A 12,968-nucleotide genomic window follows, 5' to 3' on the forward strand; every position below is an offset into this window, starting at 1 on the left:
CGATGAGTGAGCGGCAGAACCCATACAATATCGGCCTCGACAAGACTCCCGCCAACTACGTGCCCTTGAGCCCGCTGAGCTTCCTCGCGCGCAGTGCCGCGGTCTATCCCGATCACGTCAGCACCGTCTATGAGGGCCGCAGCTTCACCTGGGCAGAGACTCACGAGCGCTGCCGACGCTTTGCCTCTTATCTGGCGGGCAAGGGCATCGGCGTCGGCGACACCGTGGCGGCGATGCTGCCGAACATTCCGGCGATGAACGAGGCGCATTTTGCCGTGCCCATGGCGGGCGCCGTGCTCAACGCCCTCAACATCCGCCTCGATGCGCCCTCGATCGCATTTCAGCTCGATCATGGCGGGGCGAAGATCATCCTGGTCGATCCCGAATTTTCGGGCGTCATCACCGATGCGCTCGCGCAGATGACCGGGCCCAAGCCATTCGTGATCGATGTCGATGATACCGCATTCAAGGGCGGCAAGCGCATCGGCGAAATCGAATATGAGGCGGCTGTCGCGCAAGGCGATCCCGGCTTCAACGCCGTTCTACCGCACGACGAATGGGACGCGATCGCGCTGAGCTACACCTCGGGCACGACGGGAAATCCCAAGGGCGTCGTCACCCATCATCGCGGTGCCTACTTGAATGCGGTCAGCAATATCCTCGCCGGCAACCTCGGCCAGCATCCGGTCTATCTCTGGACGCTGCCGATGTTCCACTGCAACGGCTGGTGCTTCCCCTGGACCATTGCGGCCGCTGCCGGCATCAATGTCTGCCTGCGCAAGGTCGAACCGACCAAGATCTTCGAGCTGATCAGGCAGCACGGCGTCACCCACATGTGCGGCGCGCCGATCGTCTACAACACGCTGATCAACGCACCTGACGCGCCCAAAGGCAATGCAGCCCGCCGCGTCGTCGGCCTGATCGCAGGTGCCGCGCCGCCGGTCGCCGTGCTCGAAGGCGCCGAAAGCATCGGCATCAAGCTGACGCATGTCTACGGCCTGACCGAGGTCTATGGCCCCGCCTCCGTCTGCGCCGAGCAGCCAGGCTGGGACGAGCTTCCGCCCGCAGAGCGCGCGCGCTTGAAGCGCCGGCAGGGCGTGCCCTACCCGCTCGAGGAAGCCGTAACCGTCATCGATCCGCAGACGATGCAGGAGGTGCCGCGCGACGGCGAGACCATCGGCGAGGTCATGTTCCGCGGCAACATCGTGATGAAGGGCTATCTCAAGAACGAGAAGGCAACCAAGGAAGCCTTCGAGGGCGGCTGGTTTCACACCGGCGATCTCGGCGTGCTCGACGAGCACGGCTACGTCATCATCAAGGACCGTTCCAAGGACATCATCATTTCCGGCGGCGAGAACATCTCCTCCGTCGAGGTCGAGGACATCCTCTACAAGCACCCGGCCGTGCTGTTCGCCGCTGTCGTCGCCAAGCCCGATCCGAAATGGGGCGAGGTGCCTTGCGCCTTCGTCGAGCTGAAGGACGGCGCTAGCGCAACCGAGGCCGAGATCATCGCCTTCTGCCGTTCGCAGATGAGCGGCTTCAAGACGCCGAAGGCGGTCGTGTTCGGGCCGATCCCGAAGACGTCCACGGGCAAGATCCAGAAATTCCTGCTGCGTAGCGAAGTCGGCTCGGTGAAGGCGATCTCGGCCTGAGAGCCGTCTGACTTCCGCTCGCACGCACAGCGGCAGCATCGCAAGGCCGCCGGCAAAACCGAGCTGCGGAATCCAGAGCGGAAGCGCGACGACGCCCTGTGCCACATCGTTGAAGCGTCAGGAATCGTAGGTCATCTGCACGGCATAGCGGGTGAAATAGAGAATGAAGGCCGTGGCAATACCGAGCGCCACGATCTCCGCGATCTGCTTGGCCCGCCCATGCAGACGTTCCAGCAGCAGACCAAGCCCAGCGCCTGTCTTTCAGACGTTAGATCAACATGATGGGGCCGACTCAGGCAAGGAGTATGCCGGCGGATGCCGGAATTTCCATCGCAGGTTCAGCGTGTCTCCAGCCGCAGCCCATCGTAGGCCGGCACCACGCCTGCGGGCAGCGACTGCCTGATGACTTCGTAATCGACGTCGGCGGTCATATTCGTGATGACCGCGCGCTTCGGCTTGAAGCGCTCGATCCAGGACAGCGCGTCGTTGATGCTGAAATGGCTGACATGGCCGGTGTAGCGCAGCCCGTCGACGATCCAGAGGTCGAGATTTTCCAGCGCGTCCCAGCTCTCGCGCGGAATGTCGTTGAGATCCGGTGTATAGGCGGCATCCCCGATGCGGTAGCCGAGCGCGGGAATGGCGCCGTGCTGCACCAGGAAGGCCGTCATCGTCACCGCGCCGCCCTTCCCCAGGATGGTCTGGCTCTCGCCCGCCTCGATCGAATGCCGGGTCAGGATCGGCGGATAGTCGCTGCCTTCCGGCGAGATGAAGCAATAGGAGAACCGCGCCATGATGTCCTTGGCGGTGGACTGGTTGAAATAGGTCGGGATGCGCCGGCGCATGTGCATGACGACCGAGCGCAGGTCGTCCATGCCGTGAGTCTGATCGGCGTGCTCATGCGTCAGAAACACCGCGTCGATATGGTCGACATTGGTCGAGAGCAATTGCTCGCGTAAGTCCGGCGAGGTGTCGATCACGATGCGTGTCGTGCCGTGCTCGGACGTGCGTTCGACCAGCAGCGAGCAGCGGCGGCGGCGGTTCTTGGGATTGTTGGGATCACAGGCGCCCCAGCCGAGCGCCGGGCGCGGCACGCCGGCGGAGGAGCCGCAGCCCAGGATCGTCAGCGTCAGCGTCATGTGGCTCCCAGTCTCAAGCTTTCACCTTCGAGAACAGGCGGAAGAAGTTTTCGCTCGTTTGCCGCGAGATCTCGTCAAGCGAGACGCCGCGCGTCTCGGCGAGCACTTTTGCGACCTCGACCACATAAGCGGGTTCGTTGCGTTTGCCCCGGAACTTGCCCGGTGCAAGATAGGGCGAGTCCGTTTCAACCAGGATGCGATCGGATGGCAGTTCGGCCGCGAGCGCGCGCAAGGCTTCCGACTTCTTGAAGGTCAGGATTCCCGTGAAACCGATATAGAGCCCGAGCGACACTGCCTTCAGCGCCAGCTCGCGCCCGCCCGTGTAACAATGCAGCACGGCGCGAAACGATCCCTTGGCCGCCTCGTCTTCCAGAATGCGCGCGCAGTCCTCGTCGGCCTCGCGGGTGTGGATCACCAGCGGCAGGCCGGTCGTGCGGGCAGCGGCGATGTGGGCACGAAAACCCCTCGCCTGCGCCTCCGGCGAGCCGTTGTCGTAGAAATAGTCGAGCCCGGCCTCACCGAGCGCGACGACCTTGGGGTGCTCCGTCAACGCAACAAGCTCGTCCGGCGCGATGCCGTCCTCCTCGTCCGCATTGTGCGGATGGGTACCGACCGAGCAATAGACGTCGTCATAGCGTTCGGCGATCGCGAGCAGGTCCTTCAGCCGCCGCACCCGCGTCGAGATCGTGACCATGCGCGCGACGCCGGCCCCGCGCGCCCGCGACACGATCCCGTCGAGATCTTCCGCAAAGTCGGGAAAATCCAGATGACAGTGACTGTCGATCAGCATCACGCGAACGCCTTCAGGCTGCCGGCTCGACGTAGCGCGGGAACGCGGGCTTCGGCGCCGGCAGCGTCGAACCCGGCGTGATACGCTTGCTTCCGCCGAGCATTGCGAAGCTGCGCTCGCCTTCAGGGATGCCCAGGCTGTCGAGCAGCAATGCGGAGGCGGTCGGCATCGCGGGCTGGGCCAGAATCGCAATCTGGCGCACGACTTCGGCGGTAATGTAGAGCACCGTCTTCTGCCGGGCAGGATCGGTCTTGGCGAGCGCCCACGGCGCCTCGCCCGCAAAATAGCGGTTGGCCTCCGCGACCACGGCCCAGACGGCGTTGAGCCATTGATGAATCTGCTGTGTCGCCATGGCCTCACGTGACGCTGCGATCATGCCGTCGGCCATCGTCAGGATCGCCTTGTCGTTGTCGCTGAACTCGCCGGGCTCCGGCAGCACGCCGCCGAACTGCTTTGCGATCATCGACAGCGAGCGCTGCGCGAGGTTGCCGAGATCGTTGGCGAGATCGGCATTGATACGCGCCACGATGGCCTCGTGGTTATAATTGCCGTCCTGGCCGAACGGTACCTCGCGCAGGAAGAAATAGCGCATCTGATCGACGCCATACTGGTCGGCGAGGTTGAAGGGATCGACGACATTGCCGACCGACTTCGACATCTTCTCGCCCCTGTTGAACAGGAAGCCGTGGGCATAGACCCGTTTCGGCAGCGGGATCCCGGCGGACAGCAGGAAGGCCGGCCAATACACCGCATGGAAGCGGATGATGTCCTTGCCGATGATGTGCACGTCGGCTGGCCAGTAGCGCCAGTTCTTGTCGCTCTCATCGGGGAAGCCGACGCCGGTGATGTAGTTGGTCAGTGCGTCGACCCAGACATACATCACGTGCTCCTGGTCGCCGGGCACTTTCACGCCCCAATCGAAGGTGGTGCGCGAGATCGAGAGATCGCGCAGGCCGCCCTTGACGAAGCTCACCACCTCGTTCTTGCGGGATTCCGGCCCGATGAAATCAGGGTGATCCGCATAGAGCTTGAGCAGCTTGTCCTGATACGCCGAGAGGCGGAAGAAATAGCTCTTCTCCTCGACCCATTCCACCGGCGTGCCCTGCGGCCCGAGGCGCACGCCGTCCTCGTTCACGCGCGTCTCGTCCTCGGCGTAATAGGCCTCGTCACGGACCGAGTACCAGCCCGAATAGGTATCGGCATAGATGTCGCCGTTCGCTTCCATGCGCCGCCAGATCTCCTGGCTGGAGCGGTGATGCTGCTCCTCGGTGGTGCGGATGAAGCGGTCGAACGACACGTTCAGCCGCTCGTCCATCTCCTTGAAGCGGCCCGCATTGCGGGTCGCGAGCGCGGCAGCGGACATGCCTTCACTGGCCGCCGTCTGAACCATCTTCTGACCGTGCTCGTCGGTGCCGGTCAGGAAGAACACGTCCTTGCCGTCGAGCCGCGCAAAGCGCGCCAGCACGTCGGTCGCGATCGCTTCATAGGCGTGACCGATATGCGGGCTGCCGTTGGGATAGGCGATCGCCGTCGTGATGTAGAACACGTTGTCGCGTGCGGGCGCGACCGTGGGCGCGGCGGCCTGCGGAGCCGCGGCGGGGTTCGGCGCACGCGGGGTCTTGGCTTGCGATACTTTGGGCTTCACAGCCGTCGCCGGCGTGATGACAGGAGCCGGTGCGGCGGTCACGGCAGGCGCAGCCGGCTTTTTCGCAACCTTCTTCGCCGGAGCCTTCGGCTTTTTGGCAGAGGATTTTTTCGAAGCCTTCGTGGCGACGACCTGCTTCTTCGCGCCCTTCTTGGCAACCTTCTTTACGGCCTTCGCAGCCCGCTTCGTCGCGCTCTTCTTGGCGGCAGACTTCTTGGTCTTCTTGACGGCTTTGGTCGCGCGCGCCTTCACTGCTTTCCTGGCGGCTTTCTTAACGGCCTTCTTAGCAACCCTCGTCTTGCTGCTCTTACCTTTAGCGGTCTTCTTAGCTCGCGTTGCCACCACGAATTCCTTTATCGGCTTTTCCGAAATTTGGAAACGAACCTGCGTTCGGTCATTGTCTTGAGCATGATCCTTTCGGAAAATTGCTACACACTTTTCCGGATCATGCTCTAGCGCGTTGCGTCCGCCAGCCAGCCGAACACCGAGAAAACCAAGGGCTTTCGTTCCAGATTGTAGGTTTCGGTGTCGCGCGCGGCGCGGACGATCTTTTCCCATACCTCAGCTAGGCGCGCAAGGCGCGGCAGGTTCTGGTTGGCATTGGCCTCATCCGCATGCAGGCGCTCCGCGATCCAGCGGTCGATGCCATCGATGAAGGCGGCAAGCGCGACGCGGTCGCTGGTGCCGAGCGAATCGCCCAGCGTGTGCAATTCGCGCGGATCGACCTGCGGCAGGCGCGCAAGCAGCGCCGCCGTGCGCTGCTGAAGCTTCAGCGCGTCGCCACCGAGCAGCGTCAGCGCCCGCGCGACGCTTCCCTCGGAAGCATCGGCCGCCTCGCGCAGCGCCGGATCGTTCGGATCGAGCTCGGCCGCCGAAGCTGCCGCCCCGATCACATCATCCGTGGCGAGCGGCCGCAGGCGCAGCTTGCGGCAGCGCGACTGGATCGTGGCAAGCACCCGCGCGGGCGCGTGGCTCACCAAAAGGAACAGCGATTGCTGCGGCGGCTCTTCGAGAATTTTCAGGAGCGCGTTCGCCGCGTTTGGATTGAGCTCGTCGACCGTGTCGACGATGCAGACGCGCCAGCCTTCGGCCGCCGCGGTCGAGCCAAAGAACGCGATCGTCTCGCGCGTCTCGTCCACGGTGATCACGGTGCGCATCACGCCGCGATCGTTGGCGGTACGCTCCAGCGTCAGCAGCCCGCCATGCGAGCCGGCCGCCACCTGCCGCGCCACGGCGTCATCGGGATCGATGGCGAGGTCTTCGGCGCGTTGCACGGCGGGGGCCAGCGGCTGAGAATGGGCGAGCACGAAGCGCGCCATGCGATAGGCCAGCGTCGCCTTGCCGATCCCTTGCGGTCCGCCGATCAGCCAGGCATGCGGAATGCGTCCGCTGCGATAGGCCGCAAGCAGCGCGGCCTCGGCCTCGCGATGGCCGAACAGCCGCGATGTCTCGCGCGGATGCGGAATGGCGGTTTCGCGCTCGGCCTGACGCGGGCTCATGCGGAAATCACTGACGCAGGCGTGGGGAGCAGACGCTCGCGCAGCGCGGTCCAGACGCGCCCGGCGACCGTTTCGGGGTCGGAATTGGCATCGATCAGCACGCAGCGCGCGGGATCCTCCGCCGCGATCTTGCGATAGGCCTCGCGCAGGTCCTGGTGGAAGCTGAGCTTCTCGGACTCGAACCTGTCAGGCGTGCCGCTGCCGCGGCGCGCGGCGGCGCGTTGCAGGCCAATCTCGACCGGCAAGTCGAGGATGATGGTGAGATCGGGCTTGAGATCGCCGATGGTGACCCTTTGCATGGCGTTGATCAGGCCCTCGGGTACGCGGCCAAGGCTGCCCTGATAGGCCCGTGTCGAGTCGGCGAAGCGGTCGCAGAGCACCCAGGTGCCCTGATTCAGCGCAGGCTGGATCACGGTGTGGACATGGTCATCGCGCGCGGCGGCAAACAGCAGCGTCTCCGCCTCGGGGCCGAGCAGCTTGCCCATGCCCGACAGCACCAGATGACGCATGATCTCGGCGCCCGGCGAGCCGCCCGGCTCACGCGTGACCCGGACGCGCAGCTTCGCCGCCTTGAGGCGGTCAGCGAGCTTCTTGATCTGGGTCGACTTGCCCGTGCCCTCGCCGCCTTCAAAGGTGATGAAGCGTCCGCGTCCGGACGGCCGCTGTGCCGCGCTCTCACTCATGATCAGAGCTTCTCGGCGCCCGCGCGGAACATGCCGATCACGAGCTCGCTGGCGCCATCGATCGCGCGACGCATGGTCGAGCCGGTTCCGACAGATTCGGCCGCATAGACCGGCGTCTCGACCGCAATGTTGCCGCTGCGCCAAACCTTGACCACGCCGACCTGCTGGCCGGCCTCGACCGGCGCGCGCACCGGGCCGCTATAGACGATGCGCGCAATCAGCTTGTCGCTGCCATTCTTGTGCACCATCACCTTCACCGGCGTCTTCGCCACGAGCTTGACCGAGCGGCTCTCGCCGCCGAACACCTTGGCGTAGCCGACAGGCTGCTCGGCCGCGATCAGCGTGCGGGTCTCGAAATTGCGAAAACCCCATTCAAGCATCTTCTTGGCTTCGGAGGCGCGGTCATCGGCATCCTCGAGACCGTTGACGACCACGATCAATCGCGTGCCGTTCTGCACGGCCGAGCCCACCATGCCATAGCCGCCTTCCTTGGTGTAGCCGGTCTTGAGACCGTCGGCGCCTTCCATCGAATTGAGCAGCGGATTGCGGTTGGGCTGGCGGATCTTGTTCCAGGTGAACTCCTTCTCGCCGAACAGTTTGTAGAACTCGGGGTAGTCCAGAATTATGTGCCGGGCGAGGATTCCGAGCTCGCGCACCGTCATCTTGTTGCCCGAGTCGGGCAAGCCGTTGGAATTGGCGAAGGTCGATCTGGTAAGGCCGAGTTCGCGCGCACGCTTGGTCATGAAATCGGCGGCAAAGATGCGCTCATTGCCCGCCATGGCTTCGGCAAGCGCAATGCAGGCATCATTGCCGCTCTGGATGATCGCGCCGTGAAGGAGATCGTCGACGGAGACCTTGCTGTTGATGGCGGCGAACATGGTGGAGCCGCCCGAGGGCGCCCCGCCCCTGCGCCAGGCATTCTCGCTGATCCGGTACTCGTCGGTCAGCTTGATGTCCCCCTTCTTGATGGCATTGAAGACGACCTCTACCGTCATCAACTTCATCATGCTCGAGGGCGCGCGCAGCTCGTCGGCGTTCTTCTCGAACAGTACGCTGCCTGAGGAGGCTTCGATCAGGATCGAGGTCGGGGCATCGCCATCGAAGCCGGCATCTTCCGCTTTCTTGGCGCCTTGGACACTCTGATTGGCGGCATAGAGAGCCCCACCCCAGCCGATGCACGCCACCAAAACCGTCGCGATCAGCCCGCGCGCCAGCATGCTGGCGGTGGGCCAGTTGCGACGAAGCGAAGGGAGACGAAATGCCATGGCGAAGCCCTGAGAGAGGCGTTCTAACAGCTGGAACAGATGCGAACAACACGCGGTTGGACGCTGTCCCTGAGATTGCACGATTCTCGTCGCGCCCCTATCGTGGCATCTCATGTTTCTCGACCAAACCCCTGAAACAAGGCGGAAAAGCGAATGTCCTCAACTCGGATGATCAAGGCCAATGGGGTCGAGCTGTTCGTTCGCGAAGCCGGCCAAGGTCCGCTGGTGGTGCTGTGCCATGGCTGGCCGGAACTGTCCTACTCCTGGCGCCACCAGATCCCCGCGCTCGCCGGGGCCGGGTTTCACGTCGTCGCCCCCGACATGCGTGGCTACGGCCAGAGCGCAGCGCCGCCTGATGTGAACGCCTACTCGATCTTCGACACGGTCGGCGACGTCGTCGGCCTCGTCCAGGCGCTGGGCGAGACCAAGGCGATGGTGGTCGGCCACGACTGGGGCGCTCCGGTCGCCTGGCATGCGGCGCTGTTCCGTCCCGACATCTTCACCGCCGTCGCGGGCCTGAGTGTTCCGCCGCCCTTTCGCGGTCGCGCCAAACCGCTCGAATTGTTGCGCCAGGGCGGCGTCACCAACTTCTACTGGCAGTATTTCCAGGCGCCCGGCATCGCCGAGGCCGAGCTCGAGCGTGACGTCGCCCGCACCATGCGCATCGTCCTCGGCGGACGGGGCCTCGCCGATCCCACCGCGGCCATGTTCGTGCAGGAGGGCAAGGGCTTCCTCGGCCATGCGGGCGCCGAGGAGCCGCTGCCCGGCTGGCTGAGCGAGGCTGATCTGGCCTACTTCACCGAAAGCTTCCGCAAGTCCGGCTTCCGCGGCGGGCTGAACTGGTACCGCAACATCGACCGCAATTGGGAACTGACCGCGCCCTGGCAGGACGCGCAGATCCACCAGCCGTCCCTCTTTATCGCCGGCTCAAAAGACGCCGTAATCACTGGCCTGATCGGCGCCAAGCGCGTCAACGAGCTCGAACGCGTGCTGCCCAATCTCAAGGGCAAGCTGATCCTCGATGGCGCCGGCCATTGGGTGCAGCAGGAGCGGCCCGACGAGGTGAACGCGGCGCTGGTGAAATTCCTGACGGCGAGCGCGGCTCAGTAGAGCCCGCGGCCGCTCAGGATGCTGCGGGCCTCGGCGGCGCCATCGGCTGACGAGAGAGCGCTCTCGGTCGCATAGCGGCCGTCCTCGTCATAGGACACCGCGCGGGCGTTCTGGAGCGCCCGGCCCCGGCTGCGGCTCGATGCCGACATTTCCGACGTCGCGTTGAGCGAGGCCATGTCGGCCGAGCTGTTGCCGAGATTGTAGGGCCGCCCCTCCGGCAGCGGGACCTCGCCGCGAATGGCACCGCGGGTCGAGGACGGCAGCTCCGGGACGAACGGCTTGGCAGACGCGACCCGCACCATCGACGGCGACGGTGCCGGAACGCCGGTGCGCAAGGTGGCCATCAGCTGGCGGTCGTCGGAGCCTTCAAGCGGCGCCCGGCCGACATATTCGACCCGGACCCTCGCAACGCCATTGCCTTTGAATTCAAGGAGTTCGGCGGCCTTGTTCGAGACATCGATGAGGCGGTTGCCGTGATACGGCCCGCGGTCATTGACGCGGACGATCAGCGACTTGCCGTTCGAGATGTTGGTCACCCGCGCGTAGGACGGCATCGGCAGGGTCGGATGCGCCGCGGTCAGCGAGGCCATGTCGAACACTTCGCCATTGGCGGTCAGGCGGCCATGGAAATCATCGCCGTACCAGGACGCCAAGCCCTCGGCGCGGTAGTTGACGTCCTCCTCGGGCACGTAGGTCTTACCCGCCACGACATAAGGTTTGCCGACGCGGTAGGTGCCGCCGCCCTTCGGGACCGGATCGCCCCAGGCCACCACCCGGGGGCTCGACGACACGCCGTATTTCGGATCGACGCGGCTGGCGAACTTGTTCGAGGAGGCGCAATTGGCCAGCACAACGCAAGTTGCGACCGCCGCAACACCGCGCGCGGCTCGCAAAACCGAATCTGACCGTTGGATCCCCATGCGCCCCAAATACCACTTCGCCGGAGACGTGCCCAACCCGCTTTGGCCACGGGGAGCGCTGTCCGGCCCTCTGTTTCCGAAACGGCCCACCACCGCGTCCGAAGTGGTAAGGATAACGCAACCCGAACACGGCGGAAATGGGGAGCCCACAGCGATCACGTCAGGATGGTAAACGCCACGTTCGCTTCTTCCCGTCGGTCTACGGAGCTGAGGCGCCCTTCTCTGTGCCACTCCTGGAGTGCCACTCCTGGACATTCTGTTGCGCCAAATCCTCACTCCACCCCCATTGTCACGCCGCTCACCGAAATTCTTTTGACTGTGCAAGGCTGCACGCGTTCTCTCGGATGCAAGGGCGGGTTTTGGAATTTGACGATGATCGAGACTGTTTCGGCACTGATGGGTCTAGTAAGCGCGGGGATCTTCCTGGCCCATGCGTTTGAAGGTTACCGCACGAGGGCCTGAAGGCACTCGCGCGGGCGGCAAGCATCACCTCTTTCAAGGCGGCGCGTTCGGACGAGTTTGACCGATCCGACCGCGCATCGAAGACGGGAGCGGCAGGTGTCCCATGCGCAACCATGACCTCGTATCCAATGGCTTCCTGGCCTTGACCGCCGGCGGCTTGGTGCTGCTGTGCTCGAGTCTCGTCGCTCTTGCGTTTGCCTGAGTCACCTCTCTGATCTCCAGCCAAGCCATCGCGACACAGCACACAGCTTCGTCAGTTGACCGCGAGCTCCGGGGACGCGCCGCTCAGCGCAGGCCCAACAGCGAACGGCGATAGAAGCTGTCGCCGGCCTCGCGCAGGCAAACGAAGCTGCCGTCGAAGCCCTGGCCGTAGCGCTTCTGACCCTTGCGGTAGTAGATGCCCTTCCTGAAATCGAGCCAGACCACCCTGTCGTGCGGGCAATGACGCTGCGCCTGAGCCTCGTAGCGAAACGGCGTCAGCGGCGTCGCCGAGACCTCGGCGCCGCCTGCACCAACCAGCATGATGCCCGCGCATGTGACCGCACCGGACCACTTGCCAAAACAGTTTCCAGACACGCCCCACCTCCGGTTCGTCGCCATCGCAAGACCGCCGATCGCGACGGTAGCACGAAACAGCACCGCCCATGGAAGGCGGCAACCGCATCGCGTCTTCCGCCGGCCATCTCTCACTGCTTGTCCGCTTCGAGCTGCGCCAGCGCCTGGTGCAGACACTCCTGAAGCTTCTGAGCGACCTGCTCACGCGCGACGCCTTTGTCTGCGAGATCACCCGACACCTTGCCGACGACATCGTCGATCGTCCGGCTCTCCAGATGATCCGTCACCAGCGCGGTTGCGTAGCGTGCCGCAGCATCGCCGCTGAGCCCGAGCTGGCCTGCGGCCCACAGCCCGAGCAGCTTGTTGGACCGCGCGGTCGCCTTGAACATGAATTCCTCGTCGCGGGCGAATTTGGCCTCAAAGCCCTGCTCGCGCTTGTCGAACGTGGTCATGGTCAGCTCCATCTGATTTCGCTGATGAGGATCGGACCTGCTGGGAGCGAACGTCTCCGCGGTTCACGTCAGTTTAGGATCATTTGAAGCTTCCTCCCGGAAGCCGAACGCCGTCAAGCCTGGCGATGCGCCCCAGGCCGGGTGCACGGGAAGCCCCGCGCCAGTCAATTCGCTCAAGGCTCGGAATGCTTACAACTCGTTAAGCAGATTCAGCGCCGCATGGCGCGGAGACATCGAGAGCTGACGCATGAAGAGAGAGCTGCGGGAGTTTCGACGGCTTGAACGGGTCTGCCTGGAGCAGGCCGCCCTCTCCACCCTGGATCGCGTACGAAGCGGGCTGCCGAAGGTCGCCGACGATTGTCGCGCCGCGGCCGAAGCGATCGAGGCACAATCACCCCGCGGGGCGTTTGCAGAAGCCGTCCAGGCGCTCAAGGTGGCCTGAGGCCAAGGAGCACGTCCAAGGGGCACGTCCAAGGGGCACGTTCAAGGGGCACGTCCAAGCGGCACTGGCCGCCGGAACCCAGTCGGGTGAAGCGATTCAGAGATCGGGCGGCGTGCGCGTTCGCTCAGCCTTTCGCTGCCGCTGCTTCGCGGGCCAGCCGCTCGGCCTTCAGCCGTTCCTTGTTGGCGTAAAACGCCTTCTGCGCCGCTTCATAATCGCGCATGGCCTTCTCCGCCTCGATCCGGCGTGCCGCATCGCGCGCGTGGCGCTGTTCGGGGGTCAGGGGTTTGCGTCGGAAGGAAAGGTCTTCAGTCATGCCAAATCAACGTAGCGGCAAGGAAAAAGTTCCGCTTGGCG

General features: G+C 64.5%; 13 protein-coding genes. 3 read left to right on the top strand and 10 right to left on the bottom strand.

All coding sequences use genetic code 11. The annotated features are described in order from the left end of the window. Positions 1-2: 2 nt before the first annotated feature. Positions 3-1,652, top strand: a complete 1,650-nt coding sequence (locus tag P6U28_RS13410) for an acyl-CoA synthetase (protein WP_162500278.1) — start codon at positions 3-5, stop codon at positions 1,650-1,652. Between the two features lie 338 nt (positions 1,653-1,990). Here the strand turns inward: P6U28_RS13410 and P6U28_RS13415 are convergent, their stop codons facing one another. From P6U28_RS13415 to P6U28_RS13440, 6 genes are all read right to left on the bottom strand, one after another. Then, complete coding sequence (locus P6U28_RS13415; protein ID WP_122403265.1) at positions 1,991-2,788, bottom strand: MBL fold metallo-hydrolase; 798 nt, start codon at positions 2,786-2,788, stop codon at positions 1,991-1,993. A 13-nt stretch (positions 2,789-2,801) separates the two neighbouring features. Next, on the bottom strand, positions 2,802-3,578 hold the full coding sequence (locus tag P6U28_RS13420) for a TatD family hydrolase (protein WP_122403264.1): 777 nt from the start codon (positions 3,576-3,578) through the stop codon (positions 2,802-2,804). A gap of 13 nt (positions 3,579-3,591) precedes the next feature. Beyond that, positions 3,592-5,565: a methionine--tRNA ligase gene (gene metG / locus P6U28_RS13425; RefSeq protein WP_407122424.1), complete on the bottom strand. Its 1,974-nt coding sequence runs from the start codon at positions 5,563-5,565 to the stop codon at positions 3,592-3,594. A gap of 110 nt (positions 5,566-5,675) precedes the next feature. Then, positions 5,676-6,722 carry a DNA polymerase III subunit delta' gene (locus tag P6U28_RS13430; RefSeq protein WP_122403262.1) on the bottom strand — a complete coding sequence of 349 codons (1,047 nt, stop codon included), beginning with the start codon at positions 6,720-6,722 and terminating at the stop codon, positions 5,676-5,678. Continuing rightward, positions 6,719-7,405 carry a dTMP kinase gene (tmk, locus tag P6U28_RS13435; RefSeq protein WP_122403261.1) on the bottom strand — a complete coding sequence of 229 codons (687 nt, stop codon included), beginning with the start codon at positions 7,403-7,405 and terminating at the stop codon, positions 6,719-6,721. The genes P6U28_RS13430 and tmk overlap by 4 nt, the downstream gene beginning before the upstream one ends. Before the next feature lie 2 nt (positions 7,406-7,407). Further along, complete coding sequence (locus P6U28_RS13440) at positions 7,408-8,670, bottom strand: D-alanyl-D-alanine carboxypeptidase family protein (protein WP_407122425.1); 1,263 nt, start codon at positions 8,668-8,670, stop codon at positions 7,408-7,410. 153 nt (positions 8,671-8,823) lie between these two features. Here P6U28_RS13440 and P6U28_RS13445 point away from each other — a divergent pair, with 153 nt between their 5' ends. Further along, positions 8,824-9,780 carry an alpha/beta fold hydrolase gene (locus P6U28_RS13445; RefSeq protein WP_122403259.1) on the top strand — a complete coding sequence of 319 codons (957 nt, stop codon included), beginning with the start codon at positions 8,824-8,826 and terminating at the stop codon, positions 9,778-9,780. On the opposite strand, the gene P6U28_RS13450 is transcribed toward P6U28_RS13445, so the two are convergent. The 3 genes from P6U28_RS13450 to P6U28_RS13460 all read right to left on the bottom strand — a co-directional run bounded on the left by P6U28_RS13450 (position 9,774) and on the right by P6U28_RS13460 (position 12,169). Continuing rightward, positions 9,774-10,700 (bottom strand): septal ring lytic transglycosylase RlpA family protein, encoded by a 927-nt coding sequence (locus P6U28_RS13450; RefSeq protein WP_122403258.1) that lies wholly within the window; start codon positions 10,698-10,700, stop codon positions 9,774-9,776. The two genes, P6U28_RS13445 and P6U28_RS13450, sit on opposite strands and share 7 nt — an antisense overlap. A 747-nt stretch (positions 10,701-11,447) precedes the next feature. Beyond that, positions 11,448-11,762: a hypothetical protein gene (locus P6U28_RS13455; protein ID WP_376707307.1), complete on the bottom strand. Its 315-nt coding sequence runs from the start codon at positions 11,760-11,762 to the stop codon at positions 11,448-11,450. Between the two features lie 86 nt (positions 11,763-11,848). Beyond that, positions 11,849-12,169: a DUF1476 domain-containing protein gene (locus P6U28_RS13460; protein WP_162500276.1), complete on the bottom strand. Its 321-nt coding sequence runs from the start codon at positions 12,167-12,169 to the stop codon at positions 11,849-11,851. Between the two features lie 247 nt (positions 12,170-12,416). On the opposite strand from P6U28_RS13460, the gene P6U28_RS13465 reads away from it, so the two are divergent. Beyond that, entirely contained in the window at positions 12,417-12,611 is a 195-nt protein-coding gene (locus P6U28_RS13465) for a hypothetical protein (protein ID WP_122403256.1), read from the top strand. Between the two features lie 124 nt (positions 12,612-12,735). Here the strand turns inward: P6U28_RS13465 and P6U28_RS13470 are convergent, their stop codons facing one another. Beyond that, positions 12,736-12,927, bottom strand: a complete 192-nt coding sequence (locus P6U28_RS13470) for a hypothetical protein (protein ID WP_122403255.1) — start codon at positions 12,925-12,927, stop codon at positions 12,736-12,738. Between the last annotated feature and the right edge of the window lie 41 nt (positions 12,928-12,968).

It is taken from the genome of Bradyrhizobium sp. STM 3561 (assembly GCF_045571455.1).
Classification (GTDB): Bacteria; Pseudomonadota; Alphaproteobacteria; order Rhizobiales; family Xanthobacteraceae; genus Bradyrhizobium; species Bradyrhizobium vignae.

What these genes read in the sequence shown, in the direction of transcription:
- P6U28_RS13410 (WP_162500278.1), top strand. Translation starts at nt 3, where the DNA reads ATGAGTGAGCGGCAGAACCCATACAATATCGGCCTCGACAAGACTCCC.
- P6U28_RS13415 (WP_122403265.1), bottom strand. Translation starts at nt 2,788, where the DNA reads ATGACGCTGACGCTGACGATCCTGGGCTGCGGCTCCTCCGCCGGCGTG.
- P6U28_RS13420 (WP_122403264.1), bottom strand. Translation starts at nt 3,578, where the DNA reads ATGCTGATCGACAGTCACTGTCATCTGGATTTTCCCGACTTTGCGGAA.
- P6U28_RS13430 (WP_122403262.1), bottom strand. Translation starts at nt 6,722, where the DNA reads ATGAGCCCGCGTCAGGCCGAGCGCGAAACCGCCATTCCGCATCCGCGC.
- tmk (WP_122403261.1), bottom strand. Translation starts at nt 7,405, where the DNA reads ATGAGTGAGAGCGCGGCACAGCGGCCGTCCGGACGCGGACGCTTCATC.
- P6U28_RS13440 (WP_407122425.1), bottom strand. Translation starts at nt 8,670, where the DNA reads ATGGCATTTCGTCTCCCTTCGCTTCGTCGCAACTGGCCCACCGCCAGC.
- P6U28_RS13445 (WP_122403259.1), top strand. Translation starts at nt 8,824, where the DNA reads ATGTCCTCAACTCGGATGATCAAGGCCAATGGGGTCGAGCTGTTCGTT.
- P6U28_RS13450 (WP_122403258.1), bottom strand. Translation starts at nt 10,700, where the DNA reads ATGGGGATCCAACGGTCAGATTCGGTTTTGCGAGCCGCGCGCGGTGTT.
- P6U28_RS13455 (WP_376707307.1), bottom strand. Translation starts at nt 11,762, where the DNA reads ATGGCGACGAACCGGAGGTGGGGCGTGTCTGGAAACTGTTTTGGCAAG.
- P6U28_RS13460 (WP_162500276.1), bottom strand. Translation starts at nt 12,169, where the DNA reads ATGACCACGTTCGACAAGCGCGAGCAGGGCTTTGAGGCCAAATTCGCC.
- P6U28_RS13465 (WP_122403256.1), top strand. Translation starts at nt 12,417, where the DNA reads ATGAAGAGAGAGCTGCGGGAGTTTCGACGGCTTGAACGGGTCTGCCTG.
- P6U28_RS13470 (WP_122403255.1), bottom strand. Translation starts at nt 12,927, where the DNA reads ATGACTGAAGACCTTTCCTTCCGACGCAAACCCCTGACCCCCGAACAG.